Source organism: Nonomuraea basaltis (assembly GCF_005893125.1).
GTDB lineage: Bacteria > Actinomycetota > Actinomycetes > Streptosporangiales > Streptosporangiaceae > Nonomuraea > Nonomuraea basaltis.
The window spans coordinates 1-17,792 of sequence record NZ_VCJS01000018.1 but is presented as its reverse complement, the minus strand read 5'-3'; the positions used below and the strand labels follow the sequence as shown (position 1 = coordinate 17,792).

Here is a 17,792-nt window from a genome sequence, read left to right as displayed (position 1 = left end):
TCACCACATGCCGAACTGGTCGTCGACCTGCTTCTGGATCGCCGAGTCCCGCGGGATGTAGACGGGGTAGAAGTCCTTGCCGCACTCCAGGTCGTCGAGCGCCGCCTTGATCTCCTTGGTCAGGTACGGCCTGGCCTGCTCGGGAGTGAGCGTCGGCGCGTAGTACATCGGCAGCTCGTCCTCCTTCAGCGGAGGCGCGACGTCGGGCACGTCGTCCCGCTGCTCCCGGCCCAGCTTGTCCTCCTCGGTGCGGAACGCCTCCGGGCCGCGCTCGGACATGGCCGTCGGCGTGGTCTGGCCGATCGCATAGCCCTTGCCCTTCAGGCACGTGGCCATGGCGGTGGCCAGCTCCACCAGCTTGGGATCGCTGTTGAGGCTCGCCCTGAGCATCCGGTTGGAAATCTTGTTCCGCTCGGCGTAGTAGTCCATGTCCGACTTCACCTCCAGGCCGAGCACCTGCTTGACTCCCGCGGCCATGCAGGCGTCCGACGCCTTCCGGTACGCCTCCATCTGCGTCTTGGAGAACTCCGACTGGATCTTCCAGTTGGGGTTGATCTCGGGGTTGTCGGGCTTGACCGCCGGGTTGCCCATCTCCTTGGGGTAGACGTGCATCGCGAACACCCCGAAGCCATACTTTTCGCGATATTTCCGCATCGCCTGGTAGTCGCCCGAAGCGCGCCTGCGCTCTTCCTCGCTCTCCTGCTTCTGCGGCATGACGTACGCGACGTACTTGAAGCCCTTCTGCTTCATGCAGTCGGCCTTGGCCGCTTCGAGCCGGTGCTTCTTGTCCTTCGCCGCGCTCGGCGACGGGGCGGCGCTCTCGGCGACGCCCCCGCAGCCGGAGAGCGTGGCCAGGGCAAGCAACGCGGCGGCGGCCACGTGGGATCTCGTGAGCATGGCGACGACTATACTCTGTTTAACGAAGTATGGTCAATCCAGGCAGTGCCGGCGCTGGCGGAAGGGCGCGAAGGCGGCGCCCAGGGTCAGCACGAGCAGCACGCCCCAGTAGGCGAGGTGCTGCCTCGTCAGCTGCTCGGCGTGGATGATCGGCTGCCCCGCGGACACCAGCAGGTAGATGCCGGCCGCCAGCGCCCAGCGGTGGTCGCGCGTCACGTAGCAGCACGCCGCCGCCAGCCCGAACCCCGCCGCCTCCACGGCCATCCTGCTGAGGCTGAGCGCATACGCCGTGTCCTCGGCCATCCACTCCGGACCGGCCCACGCGGCGGCCACCACCGCCGCGAACCACCCCCATGACCTGGTCAGCGGCGCTCGCCGGCGCGAGGCGAGCACCAGCAGGCCGATCAGTGCGACCGCGTACCCGGCCGCCACCGTGATGGGACTGTCCTCCTGGAAGAGAGCCTGCTCGGCGAGCCACGACGGGGAGACCGGCAGCAGGGTGACGTCGAACGGCTGCTCGCCGCTCGCGATCGCGACCGCCTTGAGGCCGGTGACGAGGGTGAGGGGAAACGCCGTGAGCGCCCATCCGCGCAGGACTGCCAACAGCGCGAGCGCGGACAGCAGCGTCCACAGCGGCAGTGCGCCCGCGTACGGCAGCAGCGCCGCCAGGTTCGCCACCGCCAGCGCCGTGACGGCCAGGTGCAGGCCGTCCACCCACGCCGGGCCCGCCGCCTGGTGGGCGATGCGGCTGCGCACCCCGCCGGTCAGCAGGCCCCACGCCTCTCTGGGCACCGGGACCGTCCTGCCGGGGGGAGCCGAATCCAGCAGGACGTCGAGCAGCTCGTCGCCGTGCGCCGCGCGGTACTGCGGCGGGTAGGCCAGCAGCAGTCTGCGGTAGCGCCGCTCCAGTGCCGCCATGGCAGGGGCCGGCTCGACGGCCGTCATGTACTGGACGGCCGCAGAACGAGGGAGGCGGCCGCCTGCATCCGCCTGGCCTCGGCCTCCACCAGGGCCTGGCCCTCGTCGGTGATCCGGAAGTAGCGGCGGTTGCGGCCGTTGACGACCTCCTCGCGGTCCACGGCGATCATGCCTCGCTCGTTCAGGCGTTCCAGGATGCCGTAGAGGGTGCCGACCGACGGCTGCACCCGGCCCCCCGACAGCTCCTTGATCGACTTGCTGATCGCGTGTCCGTGCAGCGGTCCGGCGCGGAGCGCGGCGAGCACGAAGTACATCGGCTCGCTGACTTCAGACGTTCCCCTCGGCATGGGCTGACATTATTCCGTTGAACGGAGCGTGTGCAACGCCCAGCGGACTTCCGCTGGGCGTCACAGATCACCTGCAGCGGTCGCCGTTCAGGTGGAACACCTCGGGCGCCGGATTAGGGCCCCAGAGGTTGACCGCGGTGAAGCCGAACGTGACGGACCTGCCCGGCTTGATCTTGCCTGAGCTCTTGGCCGTCACCACCGAGCCGGACTGCGACAGCGAAGCTCCCAGGCCGTGCCCGACGCGTTGGCCGCCCAGGAAGGACCAGCGCAGACTCCAGCCGTCCACGGTCCGCTTGCCGGTGTTCTCGATCACGACCTGGGCGGTGAAGGCGCCCGAGCCGCGCGCCGAGTAGCGGACCCGGCAGTCCGACCGCCCGCTCTTGTCGGCCAGGAACGCCGAGACCCAGGCCAGCGGGGAGTTCCAGTTGATGGTCAGCTCGTTCGTCGCCCACGACTCGATGTGGTCGATGTAGCAGAACTGCGGCTCGCAGCCCTGGAGCAGCCGCTGCGCGAGCGGGTCCTGAATGTGGGAGTTCGGGCCGCCGGCCAGCGTGCCGCGCGGCGGGTTGGGCAGTGCGGGGTCGAGCTGGCGGGCGTACCAGCGGCTGTGCTGGTTCTTCGAGGCCACCTCGCCGTAGCCGGTCACGTACGACTGGTTGAGCGCGTTCCGGCCCAGGATGTAGTCCATGCCCTCGCGCACGGCCGCCCGGTACTTCTCCTGCCCGGTCAGGTCGAACGCCGTGGCCATGACGACCATGTTGTTCAGCACCAGGTTGTTGGAGCCCCAGTCGAAGTCCGGCGGGTTGTACGGCAGTCCGTACGGGTGCGCCCGCTGGATCGTGAGGTATTTCTCGGCCCCTTCGACCACCGACTGCCGCACCCGCGCCCGGTCCGGCAGCCCGTTGGGCACGGTCGCCAGGTCCAGGCGGCCGAGCTGGGCGGTGTTGCCCCAGTCGAAGCCGCGATCGCGCCAGATGTCGCCGGTGTGGTGCGGCGAGGCCAGCACGAAGTCCCTGAACTCCTTCTCGCCCGTCGTGATGTACAGCTCCGCCGCCGCCCAGTAGAACTCGTCGCTCACGTTGTCGTCGCTGTAGGAGCCGCCGCCGGTGCCGTCGTTCGGGTCGGCGTACCTGGCCGGGTTGGCCTTGGCGGCCGCCCACGCCTTGCGGGCCGCCTCGAGGTTCCTGGCGGCGAACGCGGCGTCGTAGGGGGTGAACAGCCGGGCCGCCTGCGCCGCCGTCGCGGCCAGGTTGAGCGTCGCGGCCGTCGAGGTCGGGTGCAGCTCGCGGAGCTGCGGGTCCAGGTGCGGCAGCAGCGGCAGGCCGGTCCAGTTCTGGTCGTGGATCTTGTGGTGCGCCATCCCGGCGAACGGCTTGCCGTCCGGCACCTGCATGCTCAGCAGGAACTCCTGCTCCCACCTTGCCTCGTCCAGGATGTCCGGCCTGCCGTTGCCGCTCTCGGGGATGTTCAGCCGGCCGTCCTTGAAGGCCGCCTTGTCCCGTTCGTAGGCGGCCATGAGCTGGTAGACCGAGATGCCGCCGTTGACGACGTACTTGCCGTGGTCGCCGGCGTCGTACCAGCCGCCCTTGACGTTGAGCGAGTAGTCGCAGACGCCCGGCTGGCACGGAACGCTCACGTCGCCCTGGTTCGGCGCCACGCCGACGTGGCCGGCGGGCCTGCCGTATCCCGGCCTGAGGCTGTCGAGGATCTCGATGCCGCTGCGCTGCGTGTAGTAGAACTTCAGCGCGTCTGCCGGGAGCTGGTCGTAGATGCCGTCGGCGATGTCGAACGGCCGGCTCGTCTCGCCGTCCGCGCTCAGCGTGTAGTCCCGGCCCGTCTTGCGGTACGAGCTGAAGTCGAGCGTGTGGACGTTCTGCCCCGAGCTGGAGTCCACGCCCCTCGGGGTGGTCCGGCCCTTGGCGACCGTCTCCTTGGCGGCGTTCTTGAGCTCCCAGTCCAGCGCGGTGGTCGCGGTGGTGACCACGGTGGCCTTCTTGGGCCCGGAGGGGAGGTAGCCGACCATGTTCACGCGGACGCGCGGGCCCGTGTCGGGCTCGTACTCCTCGGGTTCCGCGCCGCCCTTGAGCGACACGTCGTCCATGCAGAACCTCCAGGGCTCGGCGCTGCCGCCCAGCTGGAACGCGACCTGGGCGTTGGGCAGCGAGACGGGCGCGGTGAACGTGTAGGAGTAGTCGCCGCCCGAGACGCTCAGCTCGGGGTTCGCCGCGAAATACTGCGTGTACGGGTCCACGGGGAGCTGGATCAGCGCCCTGCCGACCTTGGCAGAGGTCGCGGTGGCGAAGAACCCGTAGGCGTACGTCTCGCCTTCCACCAGCGGGATGTCGTTCTGGCCGATGATGACGTCCCACGGGTTGGCGGTGCCGCCGGGGATGTCGGCGCAGAGCCGTCCGTCGCCGACGGCGAGAGTGAGGTTGCCGGTGCTCCACCACGGGGCGGTTCCGGCGTCGAAGGTGCCGTTCACGATCTGCTCGGGTCCCTCGTCCGCGTGCGCCGTCGTGGCGGGGGACAGGGCGACCATGGTGAGGAGGGCCAGTAAGGCGGCCCGGCATCGGGTCATGGAGGTCCTTCGGGGGGGTTGGGAGCGCTCCCAATAGGAGCGTTCCGATCCTCCTTTCCCGCCGCCGCCGCGTCAACGGGTACGCACCATCGGTCCTCGAAGACTGTGAAACTTTCATCCCTGGACTCTTCCGGCCACGCGCGGACGGGCCCCTTCCGCGCGCTGGTCAGCGGCGGAAGGGGCCGGTCACCTCGTACGTGATGCCGCCCGTTCCCGCCGACTCGCCGCTGGTGCCGCGCTGCGAGGAGAAGTACAGCCGGTTGCCGTCGGGCGAGAACGCGGGCCCGGTGATCTCCGATTTGCTCTGCCCGTCGAGCCGTACGATCGGGGCGACCACACCGTCCGGCGTGATGATGTTGATCTCCATGTTGCCTCCGTCCTCGGCCACGTAGAGATCACCGGACGGCCGCCCGGTGATGTTGTCCACGCCGTCGAGCGTGCCGGTGCCGTCGTAGATCGCGGTCACGGTCTGGTTCGCGGTGTCGTACGCCCACACCTTGCGGTCGCCCTTCGCCGTGAAGTAGCAGACCCCGGCCGCGTAATAGCAGCCCTCGCCGCCGTTGAAGTGCCGGGCGGCCGAGACCTGGTGCCGGGTCTGGCGTTCCAGGGTGCCGGGCGTCGGGTCGGGGACGGGCCGCCATTCGACGCTGTCCCCGCCGGCTCCGCACAGCACGTCGAGTCGGCCGCTGGACAGGTCGCCCCAGGTGCCGGGCGTGAAGCGGTAGAAGCAGCCGTCGGTCTCGTCCTCGGTCAGGTAGACCACCCGGTGGTCGGGGTCGCACGCGGCGGCCTCGTGCTTGAACCTGCCCATGGCGGGGCGCGGCCAGGCGGAGCCACCGTACGGGTCGGTCTCGTAGACCCGGCCGCGGAAGATCTCCTCGCACGACAGCCAGGTGTTCCACGGCGTGGCGCCGCCCGCGCAGTTGAGGTTGGTGCCGTTCAGAATCCGGTAGGCCCGGTCGATCGTGCCGTCGGCGTTGAACCTGATCGCCGACGCCCCGCCGACGAGTGGCACCTCGGAGTTGGACACGTAGATCCAGCCGGTGCCGTCTGCGAAGCAGGCGCCGCCGTCCGGGGCCGGATGCCAGAGCGTGCCGCCGACGATCCGGCCCGACCTGGCCACGATCCGGCCGCTGAACCCGGCGGGTAACGCCATGCCGTTGGCATCGGGCGCGCCGAGCGGCCCGTACGGGCTCTCACCCGCCGAGACGGAGGCCACCGCGTCGTGCCACACGGCGCCGGAGAACGCCACCGCCCCAAGCCCTGTCGAGACTGTCCTGATGAAGGTACGGCGGCGCATCACGGCTCCAATCGTCGAGGTCGGGTTCGCGGCTGTGGACGCACGATTCCACGGCCGCCCCGCCGCGCGGTGAACGCGGGCGGTCGAATCGGTGACGCCTCACGCTGTCCCATCCGTGATCCCTCATGGGGCGCCGGGCCGCCACATCGGCCAGAACAGCGTCCCGTCCGGCAGTGCGAACGGCTCGCGGGCCTGGTAGCCGTGTCGTGCGTACAGGTCCCTGCTGCCGGTGCTGCTGGCCTCCAGGTACGCGGGCGCGCCGTCCAGCCGGGCGTGGTGGTGGCGCAGCAGCGCCGAGCCGAGCCCCTGATTCTGATGGTCCGGGTGCACCGCCAGGAAGGCCAGGTGGTGGTGCGGCTCGGCCGGATGGTGCTCCTCGAACAGCGCGTCCAGCACGCGGAAGCGGTCGGCCCACTCGCCGGTGCATTCCGCCAGGCGAATGTCGTAGTCCCGCGGCGCGGGCATCGGTGCGGCGAACCAGACGGCGGCCGCGGAGCCGCCGTCGATGAGGTGGATCTCGCCGTGCTCCAGCGCGTGGTCCACGTAGATCTGGAAGTTCGCGGTGAGGATCCTGTGCCGTTCCCTGCGGTCGGGCACGAGGTAGCTCACCACCTTGAGCTGCGCGAACGCGGTCGCGATGAGCTCCGCGACCGCCCCTGCGTCCTCGGCGGTCGCGTGCCGGACGTCCGGCCGCATCGTGAAGGTCTCTCTCATGGCCCAGGTCTCCTCTCGGTCAGGCGGTGTCCTGGACGGTGGCCGCCTTGGCGCCCTTCCCGACCGCAGCGTAGATCGCCGGCTGCCCCGCCCGAAGCACGAGAGCCCACACCACTCCCACGACGGCGGCGACGCCGTAGATCGCGGGCAGGATCCAGGCGATCGGGTCGTCCTCTGGTACGCCCAGCAGCGTCGGGAAGTTCACCAGCGCCAACCACACCATCACGGCCAGCGCGATCGCGGCGGGCACGGGCGCGACGAGCCGCCGCGCGAACGTCTCGCCGCTCGGCTCGCGGCGGAAGAAGGCGACGATCGCGATGGAGGTCACGAAGATCAGCAGAAGTACCCCGAACCCGCCGAACGAGCCGCCGTAGAAGAACAGCTGCACCAGCGGATCGAGGCCGAGCGCCGCGTACAGCACGATGACGACCAGCCCGAACACGCTCTGCGCGATCGAGCCGGCCTTGGGTGCCCCGCTGCGCGCCCGGGTGCGGCCGAAGACCGCGGGCAGCACTCGCTCGCGCCCGAGTGCGAAGAAGTAGCGGGCGGTCGTGTTGTGGAAGGAGATCATCGCCGCGATCACGCTGGTCGCGAAGAGCACCCTGGCGATGTCCACCACCGTGCCGCCCAGGTGCTGCGCGGCGAGCACGAAGATGGTGTCCGCCTGGTCGCGCTGCGCGGTGGCCACGACGTTGGCCGGGCCGGTGGCCACCGTCATCGCCCAGGACGACAGCGCGTACAGGCCGGCGATGATCGCCACGGCCGAGTACGTGGCCAGCGGCACGGTACGCCGGGGCTCGCGGCTCTCCTCGGAGAACACCACGGACGACTCGAACCCGACGAACCCCAGTGTCGCGATCACCAGCAGCGCCCCCACGCCGGGCTCGAACAGCGCGTTCGGCGACAGCGCCGCCATCGAGAACCCGGACGGGCCAGGATTGATCAGGTCGGCGAAGTCGAACAGCAGGATGACCGCCACCTCGGCGGTGAGCAGCACGCCCAGCAGGCGGCCGTTGACGTCCACCCGCATCACGCCCAGCGCCGCCACCAGTGCCCACGCGGCCAGCGAGACCACCCACCAGGGCGGTGTGACGCCCAGCCACTGTTCGAGCAGCGGGGTCGTCGCGGCGCCGAACGCGCCGTACAGGCCCACCTGCAGCGCGTTGTACGCGAGGAGCGCCATCCAGGCCGACGCGATGCCCGCGGGCCGCCCGAGCCCACGGGTGATGTAGGTGTAGAAGGCGCCGGCGTTCGCCATGTGCCTGGCCATGGCCACGTACCCGACGGAGAACACCGCCAGGACGATGCCCACCACCACGAACGCGATCGGCAGGCCCGTGATGCCGGTGACCGCGTACGCGGTGGTGACCACTCCGGCGACGACGGTGAGCGGAGCCGCGGCGGACAGGACGAAATAGACGACCGAGGGCGCGCCGAGCCGGTCGGCGGCAAGGGCGCCGGAAATCGGATCGGGCCGGGTGGCGGTGCGCATCGCGTTCCTTTCAGGGGGTGTGTGAGGCGTCAGATGCGGTACGTGAGCACGGCGTCGCCCACGGCCGCGCTGACCTGGCGGCTCAGGTCGCTGAGCGGCTGGGGCATCGCGGCCAGCAGCGTGGTCAGGTACTGGCGGGCCACCCGCCGGTCGGACGGCTCGTCGAGCACGGTGTCCGTCATGTCGCACGCGTCCACCAGCGTGGCCAGCGCCATGTCCTGCGGCGACAGCGGCTCGCACCTGACCAGCCCCAGCCGCAGCCGCGTCGCGGGCCACATGGCCCGGCTGAAATCGGTGGAGAAATAGCGGCATTGTTTACGCTTGAGCAGTTTGGGGGTTTCACGTTGAAGCAGGCCGGCCGCCGCCAGCCGCCCGCTCACATCCGCTATCGACCGTTGTGCGAGATACGCGAGCCACGTACGGACATCGGTATGCTGAGGCGAATTACTGACTTCGGACAGCACTTTGTCGGCCACGTTCTCCTGGACCGGCCGCCGGTCGGCCACGCTCAGCCGCACCCCGCGCACGGCGATCCGCTGCGCCAGCACCAGCTCCGCGATCAGGGCGCCGGCCAGGCCCAGCGCGATGCCCTGGACGTACAGCCGGGGTTTGCCCGAGCCCGTCGTATCCCACGAGACGAGGAAGAAATCATCGGCAAGCACCTTGAATCGGTCCGCTCACTATCGTCTTTTAAGGATGACCGGCTTAGGGAGCAGCGTGTGACCGCCAGCCGAAATATCTATCAAGAACGACATCGCCCGGGTAGGCCCTATTTGTGGAAAGTCCGGATAATGACAGGAAATAGCGCTTAGCGTGATGATTTATCGGCTATGGGTGATGTCCGATTCATGACGAGGCCACCTCCCGCGGGCTGTCGGACGTGCTGCTCGTTCAGGACCTGCGCGATCCGTCCACGCCGCACACCGGGGCCGCTGAAGCCGCAGGCGGCGCGCGACATGACATGCCGTAACGCACCGCGACACGAAACAGCAGGTCAGCCGGGTGTTGGGTGTGTCGCACGCCGCCCGGTACGGTCGTGCCCATGCGCGCGAACCTCGTGGCACTCACCGCACTGACCGCGCTGTCCACCGCGTGCGGCGGCGCCGTGCCGGCCGCGCAGGAGGAGGCTGCCCCGCCCGCGGCACCGTCGCCCACCAAGTCGCCCACCAAGGGGGCGCTGGCCGGGAAGACCGTGGTGATCGACCCCGGCCACAACGGCGGCAACGCCGCGCACCCGGAGGAGATCAACCGCCAGGTCGACATCATCACCGGCCGCAAGGCCTGCAACACGACCGGCACCCAGACCGACGACGGATATCAGGAGCACGCCTTCACCTGGGACGTCGCCGGGCGGCTCAAGCCGATTCTGCAGGGCATGGGCGCCAAGGTCGTGCTCACCCGGCCCAACGACAAGGGCGTCGGCCCCTGCATCACCGAGCGGGCCGCCCTCGGCAACGAGGCCAGGGCGGACGCGGTCGTGTCCATCCACGGCGACGGCGCCGCGCCGAACGGACACGGATTCCACGTGATCATGCCCGGGCTGCTCCCCGGGCACAACGACGAGGTGGTCGAGCCGTCCCGCCGGCTCGGGCTCTCCATCCGCAAGGCCTACCAGGCCGGCACCGGTCTGCCGTACTCCACCTATATCGGCAAGGACGGGCTGCAGACCCGCACCGACCTGGGCGGGCTCAACCTGTCGAAGCGGCCGGTGGTGTTCGTCGAGTGCGGCAACATGCGCAACAGGGGCGACGCGGCCAAGCTGTCCGACCCGAAATTCCGCGAGCGCATCGCCACCTCCCTGGCCGACGGGATCAAGCGTTTCCTGAGTTAGAGGCTCCATAGGCGCGCAGGAACGCCGCGACGGCCGCCTCGGAGAGCCGTTCGAGGTCGGCCTGCGTGTAATGGTCACCGCCGCCCCAGAACATGACCTTGTTCACCGGGACCCACAGCAGCAGGCCGACGAAGTGCTCGGCGGCCAGTCGCGGGTCGTCCAGGCGCAGCAGGCCGCGGTCGGCCAGGCGCTCGAAGGCGGTGGTCAGGGTCGTCAGCGAGCGCTCGAAGCCCTGCTCGTACCAGGTGCGGCCGAGGTCCGGGAATCGGTCGGCCTCGGCGATCACCAGCCGGCGCAGCCGCAGCAGGTCGGGCCGCATGAGCGCGTCGAGGAACTGCCTGGCCAGCTCGCCCAGGTCCCTCTCCAGGTCGTCGCTGTCGTCCAGTGCCACCGTGATCATCTTGGCCAGCCCGTCCACCTGACCGGTGGTGTCGAGGATGATGCTGGTGAAGAGCTGCTCCTTGTCGGTGAAGTGCTTGTAGACGGTCTGCTTCGACACCGCCGCCAGCGCCGCCACCTCGTCCATGCTCGTGCCCACGTAGCCGTTGCGCAGGAACACCGGCCGCGCGGCCTCCAGGATCTGCCTGCGCTTGCGTGCCGTTCGGGTGTCCTCTTCCGCTGCCATGGCGTCCCTTCTCGTCTTACGGAACAGAGTACTAGACAGTTCCGTACCGACTTGAGTACTGTACCGTCTAGTTCCAATGGCGAGCAGTGAAGGACGCACCATGACCGACCTCCAGAAGCAGGTGCAGGAAGCCGCCGACAGACTCGTCGAGTCCGGGGATGAACGCGGGCTCCAGGTGGCCGTCTATCGCGACGGCCGGCAGATCGTGGACGTGGTGGCGGGCGTCGCCGACTTCGAGACCGGGCGGCCCGTCACCTCCGACACACCCTTCTACAACTTCTCGATCGGCAAGGGCGCCACCTCGACCGTCGCGCACGTGCTGGTCGAGCGGGGGCTGTTCGGCTATGACACGCCCGTGGCCGAGCTGTGGCCGGAGTTCGGCCGGCACGGCAAGCAGGGCGTGACCGTACGGCACGTGCTGTCGCACACGGCGGGCGTGCCTGGCGTGCCGCTCGACACCACACCGGAGGACGCCTGCGACTGGGGCAAGATGATCGCCGCGCTGGAGGACGCCGAGCTGTGGTGGGAGCCGGGAACCAAGATGGGCTACCACGCCTACACGTTCGGATACCTGGTCGGCGAGATCGTCCGGCGGGCCACCGGCAAGCCGATCTCGCAGGTCCTGCTGGAGGACGTGGCCGGTCCGCTGGGTGTGGGCGACGAGCTGTACTTCGGGATGCCGGAGAAGGAGCACGCCCGGGTGGCCAGGCTGGAGGATGCGCCGATGGACATGTCGGCGTGGGGCGAGATGCCGGCGGACCTGCCGATGTTCAAGGCCGGGCCGATGACGCTGATGCCGTCAGCGGAGCTGGGCAACCGGTCCGACTACCTGTCCGCCGACATCCCCGCCGGCGGCAAGACCTCGGCCAGGGCCATCGCACGCATGTACGCGGCGCTGCTCGGCGAGGTGGACGGGACGCGGCTGATCTCCGCCGAGCGGCTGCGCGAGGTGACGGCCGTCGCCTCCAGCGGCGTCGACGAGATCTTCGGCATGCCCTCGGTGTGGGGGCTCGGGTACGGCATCGGTGGTCCCACGTCGACGGCCGAGGAGAGCCCGACGGTGTTCGGGGTCGGGGGCGCGGGCGGCAGTGCGGCCTGGGCCGACACCGCGACCGGGGTGGCGTTCGCGATCACCAAGAACCGGTTCACCAACGACTTCGCGGCGGCCGGGCGGATCGGCGACCTCGTCGCGCGCGGCTGACCCCGGAGGATCCCGGAGGACCCGCAGCGCTCAGCCGTCGGTGCCCCGCAGGGCTCAGCCGTCGCGGCAGAGTGGCTTGCCTCCGACCACGCAGGCGATGTCGTCGAGTTGGCAGCTGAGCAGGGTGCCGTCCATGCCGAGCACGAGCACGAGGTCGCGCCGGTAGGAATGGGCCAGCATGACCCTGCCGACGACGCCATTGTCCAAGATCACGGTTGGGCGGCCTGCCGCGTTCTCCATGCCCTCGTGGCTCCTCTCCGATCGGACCGGGCCCCGCGCCGGATCCGTCCCCCACCAGGATGCACAGGTCCGAGCCGCGAGCGCATCGGTCATCCGGTTGTATTTCTGGTACGACCCCCGGATTAGGGCTCCAGCCGCGCTTTTCCGGTCCCCACCCGGATCTCCCGTTCCCGCCCGTTAACCTCCGGTCTCCACCCGTTCGCCTCCAGTCTCCACCTGTTCACCTCCGGGCCCGTCTTTGGCCCCCGGTGTCAGCGGCTGCCGAAGAGCTCGCGGAGGATCAGCGGCGGAACGGGATGATCCGGCTCCTGTCCCTGCTGCAGACCCCTCGCGACTGGTCGGGCGCCGAGCTGGCGGGGCGGATCGGCGTGACCGCCCGCACCGTGCGCCGCGACGTGGACCGGCTGCGCGAGCTGGGCTACCCCGTGCCTGCGGGGCGCACGAGCTGGTCGAGCACGTGCGCGGCCTGGCCGCGCGCCTGGCTGAGGCCGTGCCCGGCAGGTAAACGAGAACGTGTTCTTTTTGGCTCCCCGCCCTGATGAAGGGGGTGATCCCGTACCGCGCCATTCGGTCCGGCAGAGCCGAGTAGTATGTCCTCCACGTTGTACGTGGCTAAGGAGACGGCCCCTAGTGACCGAGCTAGAACGCGTTCCGCCCGGTGTCGACCCGAGTGTCCCGAGTTCTGCCCGGGTTTACGACTATTTGCTCGGCGGCAAGGACAACCTCGCGGTCGATCGCGCGATCGCCGAGAAGCTGCTCGCCGTCGCCCCGGACACCCGCCTGGTGGCCAGGGCCAACCGCCGCTTCCAGATCGACGCCGTACGCCACCTGGCCGAGCAGGGCACACGGCAGTTCATCGACCTGGGCACCGGCATCCCCACCTCGCCGAGCATCCACGAGACCGTCCGCGAGGTGAACGCCTCCTGCCGGGTGGTCTACGTCGACTACGACCCGGTGGTGCGGCTGCACGCCCAGGTGCTGCTGGCCGACGCCCCCGGCATCGCCTCCGTCCAGGCCGACCTGCGCCGCCCCGCGGAGACTCTCGCCGATCCGCACGTCATCGGCCTGATCGACTTCGAACAGCCGGTCTGCGTGCTCATGGTCGGCGTGCTGCACTTCGTCATGGACGAGGAGGATCCCGCCGGGATCGTGGCCGCCTTCAGAGAGCGGATGGCGCCGGGCAGTCACCTGGTCATCGCGCACGCGATGGCGGAGAGCCACCCGGAGGCGATCAGTCAGCTCACGATGGCGACGGCCGGCACGTCGGCCCAGGGCAGATTCCGCACGCACGAGGAGGTGCTGCGGCTGTTCGACGGGTTCGAGCTGATCGGGCCCGGCCTGGTGCCGGTCCAGGACTGGCACATCGGCCCGGACGAAGCCCACCTCCCCTTGATCGACGGCGTGCCCCGGGTCCTCATCAAGGGAGGCGTCGGGCGGCTCACAGCCTGATCCCCTTGATGATCTTGCCGAGCTGAGGCACGAGGGGCTCGGAGGCCATCACGGTGACGACCACGCCCTCGCGCTGGACCCAGCCGGCGTACCTGCCGTGGCCCAGCGCCCCGTCGCCCACCTGGGTGAGCACCTTGCGGCCGCCGATCTTCGCCGCCTTCGCGTCGCCGGAGAACGTGCCCAGCTCGAACGGGGCGTTCTTCAGCTGCGCGAGCTTGCTGGCCGCCGGCCAGCACACCACCCGCACCCACAGCCACCTGTGCTTGCGGTCCACGTCGTCCCGTTCGTCCGACCACTGGTAGCCGTACTCGGTGATGCCGTCGTGCTTGTTGACCACGACCCCGCCGTACGTGAAGCCCTTCGGGATGTGGTTGACGCGGACGCCCTTGATGGCCGTCGCGCCCCTCGGTGGCTGGTCGGTCTCGGTGTCCTGGGAGCGCTTCGCCTCCGCCTTGGCCGGGGTCGGGCAGGAGGGGCGCTCGGCGGCCTGAGCGGCGGGGACGGCGATCACGGTCGAGGCGATGACGGTGGCGGACAGAGTGGTGAGCTGCTGAAATTTGATCACGTTGGGGTTGGATGCGGCCGATGGGACGAAGGTTCAGTAGTTCTTCAGATCGATGTCCGTCGCGAACTTGTCGCCTATCTTCATCATCAAAGCCAGCAGGAAGCGGTACTTGAACATCCAGTTGCGCATCCGGATCCTGGCCGGGGTCGCGGGGGCGAGGAAGGGGCCTGCGTTGCCGTTCTTGGCGATCTTGGCGTACCCGCGGAGCTGCCGCTCGTACTCGGCGAAGGCCACGTGGTGATCGCCGCCGGCCGCGGCCAGCTCGCCCGCCAGCACGTACGCCCCCACCACGGCCAGACCGGTGCCGAAGCCGCCCAGGGTGTTGCCGTAGGCCGAGTCGCCGAGCAGCACCACGCGGCCCTGGTGGTAGCGGTCGATCCTGACCTGGCTGAGCGAGTCGAGGTAGACGTCGCCGGCACGGCGCACCGCCTCCATGACGGCGGGCACCTGCCAGCCCATGCCCGCGTAGACGCGCGCCAGGATGTCCTTCTGCTGTCCGGCGTCGTAGCGGTCGTAGTCCAGCCGGTCGGAGGCGAAGGTGAAGAACGCGTCCGCCTTCGGCCCGCCGACGGCGACCAGCCGGCCGGGCTCGTTGTACATCTTCGGGACCGCGCCGAAGTCCTCGTCGAGCTCCACCAGGGCGTAGTAGTGGCCGAGGTGCCGCACGTAGCCGTCCTCGGGGCCGAAGGCCAGCCGGCGCACGTTGGAGTGGATCCCGTCAGCCCCCACCACCAGGTCGAACGTGCGGGGCGCGGAGCGTTCGAAGGTGACGTGGACACCGCCCGCGGTCTCGGTGAGCGAGGTGATCGAGTCGCCGAAGACGTACTCGCAGGCCGGGGCCGTTCGCTCGTACAGGATCATGGATAGGTCGCCGCGCCCGATCTCGAGGTCGCCGCCGGTGAACTCGCCGGGCATGACCGCCAGCGTGCGGCCGTTCGCGTCGACGATCAGCTGGTCGGTCCCGCCGGTCTGGAGCTTCCGTACGTCCTCAAGGATCCCCATGCGGGTCAGGACCGTGCGGTGCGTCTCGCCCTTGAAGTCCACGGCCTGACCGCCGGGGCGCAGACCCGGGGCCTTCTCGACGAGGGTCACGTTGAACCCGTACCGGATGAGCCAGTGGGCGAGGGCGGGGCCGGCGATGCTGGCGCCGGAGACGAGGATGTTCGCGTTCTTCATGCCCGAGAGCTTCGCCACCGCCGCTGACAGCGTGGCGACTACCGGCTGACAGCCGCGCCCTCGCCTGTCAGGGGGGCGACTGCCGGTTCACCGCCGGGCCAGCGCCGCCAGCGCATCGTCCCTGCCCATGGCCGCGCCCCTGGCGAACGCCGTAGCGAACGCCTCCGGGCCCAGGACCTCCGTGGCGGCGGCGGCGATCCTGGCGACGTCCCGATCACCGGTCACCGCCATGCCACGTAGCGCCACGCCTATGCCGAGCAGCAGCGCCGCCCGCTCCATCTCGCCGGGCGCGTGCCTCGCCTGCCCTGTCGCCTGCTCTGCCGTGCCGCCGGGCAGCGGGGTCGTACCGGTGAGGAGGGCGTGGCCGGCCAGGCCCTCGGCGGCGTCGGCGAGATCGGTGATCATCGGCGACCTGAGCGCGACGGCCAGCGCCTCGTGGTGCCTGCGCCCGGCCTCGGCGGTGTGGCCGGTCGCCTCGGCCAGGCGGCCCAGCGCCGTCAGCACGTGCGACCTGGTGCCCGTGACGGTGAACCCGCCGTTCTCCGCCAAAGTGCGCAGCGCGGCGCTGAGCCGCCGAGCCGCCTCCGTCAGATCGCCCTCGAACCGGGCGATCTCGCCCAGCGACAGGTTGACCCGAGCCGTCAGCTCCGGCCACCCGAGGCGGCGCGCGGGTTCGGCCGCGCGCTCGCAGTCGACGCGCGCGGCCAGGAGGTCGCCGGCCCGGCAGTGCGCGTCGGACCGGCGTACCAGCACGTCGACCAGTTCCTCCAGCGCGCCGAGCTCTTCGAGCAGCTCGATCGCCTCCTGCCACAGTCCCATGGCGTGCGCCCACTCGCCGCGCCATCCCGCGATCAAGGCGAGCCAGTCGAGCGCCTGAGCCTTTCCCCAGCGCTCGCCCACCTCACCGAAGGCCGCCAGCACCGACTCCAGCTCCCGCTCGGCCTGCGCGACCTCGCCGCTCAGCAGCGCCATCAGCGCCTCCCCGAGCGTGCCGAGCGCCTGGCTCCACGGATCGGAGCCCAGGGCCTGATACCGCCGTCCGGTCGTGGCGGGCGGGCCCGCGATCATTCCCCACAGGGCCACGCCGAACCGGTAGCGCATCGGCCGGTCCAGCGACTCGACGATCGCCCGTGCCCGTTCCCAGTGCGACGACCCGGCGTCGGGTACGGCGTGCAGCACGGTCAGCACGTATTCCTCGGCCATCCCGGCGGGCGGTTCCTGGCCGATCGCGTCCAGGAGGCGTACGGCGGGTCCGGTGGCCTGGTCGCGCCGCCCGCTCAGCCACCAGTACATCCCCAGCGCCGCCACCAGCCGCAACGCCGTCGTCCTGGCGCGCTCCACGCTCCAGCGCAGCGCCGCCAGCAGGTTGGCGTTGTCGGCCGACAGCCGCGCCATCCAGTCCAGCTGCTCGGCCCGATAGAGGTGATCGTCGGCGCGCTGGGCGAGCTCCAGGAACCAGGCGGCGTGGGCCTGCCGCAGCCGCTCGTCCTCGCCCGCCTCCGCCAGCCGTTGCGCGCAGAACAGCCGGATGGTGTCGAGCATGTGGTAGCGCTCGCCGTCGGTCTCGACCAGTGACTTGTCCACCAGGCCCATGAGCGCCTCGGCGGGGTCCACGCCGCAGATCCCCTCGACCGCCGCCAGGCTCGCTCCCCCGGCGAACACCGAGAACCGCCTGGCCAGCGCCTGCTCCTCGGCGTCCAGGAGGCTCCAACTCCACTCCACAACCGAGTGGAGCGTCTGGTGGCGGGCGGCGGCTGTGCGATCGCCGCGCGAGAGCAGCCTGAACCTGCCGTGTTCGGCCAAGCGGGCGGCGATCTCGTCCACGCCGAACGTACGCACCCGGGCCGCCGCCAGCTCGATGGCCAGCGGCAGGCCGTCGAGCGCCGAGCAGATCCGCAGCACCGCATCCACGTTGCCGGGCCCGACCGAGAAGCCCTGCCGCACGGTCGCCGCCCGGTCAGCGAACAGCCTGACGGCGGGATAACCGTACGGATCCTCGGCGTCCGGCGGCGGGGTGGACAGGGGAGCCAGCGGGACCAGGTGCTCGCCGGTGATGCCCAGCGGCTCCCTGCTGGTGGCCAGGACGGTTAGGCAAGGGCAGGCGGCGAGCAGACGCCGGACGAGCGTGGCGGCCTCGGCGATGACGTGCTCGCAGTTGTCCAGGATGAGCGTCAGGTCCTGCTCGGCTAGCGCCGCCACCAGCCGCTCGGCCGGATCGGGCCGCCCGGCTGCCGCGAGGGGCGGCCAGAGCGCCGACTCCCGCAGCCCGAGCGCCCCAAGGACGGCCAACGCCACCTGCCCGGGGCCGTCCACGAGTGACAGGTCCACAAAGCACGCTTCCCGAGAACGACGTCCTTCGGCTGCGTCGGCGACACGCCCTGATGCGTGCGCGGCCGCGTCGGTGGCGCGGTCCGGTGCCTGGCCGCGTGCTTTGCCGCCTGGTGCGTGGGCGGGTGGGC

Annotated in this window: 17 protein-coding genes and 1 pseudogene; 5 read left to right on the top strand and 13 right to left on the bottom strand. The window is 70.3% G+C overall.

The features are described 5' to 3' along the window. The 8 genes from EJK15_RS11135 to EJK15_RS11100 all read right to left on the bottom strand — a co-directional run bounded on the left by EJK15_RS11135 (nucleotide 1) and on the right by EJK15_RS11100 (nucleotide 8,908). On the bottom strand, nucleotides 1–897 hold the full coding sequence (locus EJK15_RS11135) for a hypothetical protein (RefSeq protein WP_138710298.1): 897 nt from the start codon (nucleotides 895–897) through the stop codon (nucleotides 1–3). 33 nt (nucleotides 898–930) lie between these two features. Continuing rightward, nucleotides 931–1,842, bottom strand: coding sequence for a hypothetical protein (locus EJK15_RS11130; RefSeq protein WP_138710297.1), 912 nt, complete (start codon nucleotides 1,840–1,842; stop codon nucleotides 931–933). Further along, nucleotides 1,839–2,162, bottom strand: a complete 324-nt coding sequence (locus EJK15_RS11125) for a PadR family transcriptional regulator (RefSeq protein WP_138710296.1) — start codon at nucleotides 2,160–2,162, stop codon at nucleotides 1,839–1,841. The genes EJK15_RS11130 and EJK15_RS11125 overlap by 4 nt, the downstream gene beginning before the upstream one ends. Nucleotides 2,163–2,229: 67 nt before the next feature. Further along, a complete protein-coding gene (locus EJK15_RS11120; RefSeq protein WP_138710295.1) occupies nucleotides 2,230–4,740 on the bottom strand; it encodes a glycoside hydrolase family 9 protein in 2,511 nt (836 codons plus the stop codon). A 166-nt stretch (nucleotides 4,741–4,906) separates the two neighbouring features. Continuing rightward, nucleotides 4,907–6,040 carry an alkaline phosphatase PhoX gene (locus tag EJK15_RS11115; protein WP_138710294.1) on the bottom strand — a complete coding sequence of 378 codons (1,134 nt, stop codon included), beginning with the start codon at nucleotides 6,038–6,040 and terminating at the stop codon, nucleotides 4,907–4,909. Between the two features lie 123 nt (nucleotides 6,041–6,163). Then, nucleotides 6,164–6,754 carry a GNAT family N-acetyltransferase gene (locus EJK15_RS76245; protein ID WP_206060790.1) on the bottom strand — a complete coding sequence of 197 codons (591 nt, stop codon included), beginning with the start codon at nucleotides 6,752–6,754 and terminating at the stop codon, nucleotides 6,164–6,166. A 19-nt stretch (nucleotides 6,755–6,773) separates the two neighbouring features. Continuing rightward, on the bottom strand, nucleotides 6,774–8,246 hold the full coding sequence (locus tag EJK15_RS11105; protein ID WP_138710293.1) for an APC family permease: 1,473 nt from the start codon (nucleotides 8,244–8,246) through the stop codon (nucleotides 6,774–6,776). Between the two features lie 29 nt (nucleotides 8,247–8,275). Beyond that, a complete protein-coding gene (locus EJK15_RS11100) occupies nucleotides 8,276–8,908 on the bottom strand; it encodes a GOLPH3/VPS74 family protein (protein ID WP_138710292.1) in 633 nt (210 codons plus the stop codon). A 182-nt stretch (nucleotides 8,909–9,090) separates the two neighbouring features. Here EJK15_RS11100 and EJK15_RS77490 point away from each other — a divergent pair, with 182 nt between their 5' ends. Together EJK15_RS77490 and EJK15_RS11095 are read left to right on the top strand one after the other, a co-directional pair. Further along, the gene (locus EJK15_RS77490) at nucleotides 9,091–9,216 is read left to right on the top strand and encodes an alpha/beta hydrolase (RefSeq protein WP_420847048.1); all 126 of its coding nucleotides are present in this window, start codon (nucleotides 9,091–9,093) and stop codon (nucleotides 9,214–9,216) included. A gap of 72 nt (nucleotides 9,217–9,288) precedes the next feature. Continuing rightward, complete coding sequence (locus EJK15_RS11095) at nucleotides 9,289–10,077, top strand: N-acetylmuramoyl-L-alanine amidase (RefSeq protein WP_138710291.1); 789 nt, start codon at nucleotides 9,289–9,291, stop codon at nucleotides 10,075–10,077. Here EJK15_RS11095 and EJK15_RS11090 read toward each other — a convergent pair. Further along, nucleotides 10,058–10,702 carry a TetR/AcrR family transcriptional regulator gene (locus EJK15_RS11090; protein ID WP_138710290.1) on the bottom strand — a complete coding sequence of 215 codons (645 nt, stop codon included), beginning with the start codon at nucleotides 10,700–10,702 and terminating at the stop codon, nucleotides 10,058–10,060. The genes EJK15_RS11095 and EJK15_RS11090 overlap by 20 nt on opposite strands. Before the next feature lie 100 nt (nucleotides 10,703–10,802). On the opposite strand from EJK15_RS11090, the gene EJK15_RS11085 reads away from it, so the two are divergent. Beyond that, complete coding sequence (locus EJK15_RS11085) at nucleotides 10,803–11,903, top strand: serine hydrolase domain-containing protein (protein WP_138710289.1); 1,101 nt, start codon at nucleotides 10,803–10,805, stop codon at nucleotides 11,901–11,903. A 54-nt stretch (nucleotides 11,904–11,957) separates the two neighbouring features. Here EJK15_RS11085 and EJK15_RS11080 read toward each other — a convergent pair whose 3' ends face one another. Continuing rightward, complete coding sequence (locus tag EJK15_RS11080; RefSeq protein WP_138710288.1) at nucleotides 11,958–12,143, bottom strand: hypothetical protein; 186 nt, start codon at nucleotides 12,141–12,143, stop codon at nucleotides 11,958–11,960. 296 nt (nucleotides 12,144–12,439) lie between these two features. On the opposite strand from EJK15_RS11080, the pseudogene EJK15_RS74370 reads away from it, so the two are divergent. Both EJK15_RS74370 and EJK15_RS11070 read left to right on the top strand, forming a co-directional pair. Further along, a pseudogene (locus EJK15_RS74370) lies at nucleotides 12,440–12,577 on the top strand (HTH domain-containing protein); the annotation flags it as partial. A gap of 196 nt (nucleotides 12,578–12,773) precedes the next feature. Continuing rightward, nucleotides 12,774–13,592: an SAM-dependent methyltransferase gene (locus tag EJK15_RS11070; RefSeq protein WP_138710287.1), complete on the top strand. Its 819-nt coding sequence runs from the start codon at nucleotides 12,774–12,776 to the stop codon at nucleotides 13,590–13,592. Here the strand turns inward: EJK15_RS11070 and EJK15_RS11065 are convergent. From EJK15_RS11065 to EJK15_RS11055, 3 genes are all read right to left on the bottom strand, one after another. Then, nucleotides 13,582–14,157: a hypothetical protein gene (locus EJK15_RS11065; RefSeq protein ID WP_138710286.1), complete on the bottom strand. Its 576-nt coding sequence runs from the start codon at nucleotides 14,155–14,157 to the stop codon at nucleotides 13,582–13,584. The two genes, EJK15_RS11070 and EJK15_RS11065, sit on opposite strands and share 11 nt — an antisense overlap. Before the next feature lie 33 nt (nucleotides 14,158–14,190). Beyond that, on the bottom strand, nucleotides 14,191–15,333 hold the full coding sequence (locus tag EJK15_RS11060) for an FAD-dependent monooxygenase (protein ID WP_138710285.1): 1,143 nt from the start codon (nucleotides 15,331–15,333) through the stop codon (nucleotides 14,191–14,193). Nucleotides 15,334–15,420: 87 nt separating this feature from the next. Continuing rightward, a complete protein-coding gene (locus EJK15_RS11055) occupies nucleotides 15,421–17,661 on the bottom strand; it encodes an ATP-binding protein (RefSeq protein WP_240776897.1) in 2,241 nt (746 codons plus the stop codon). Between the last annotated feature and the right edge of the window lie 131 nt (nucleotides 17,662–17,792).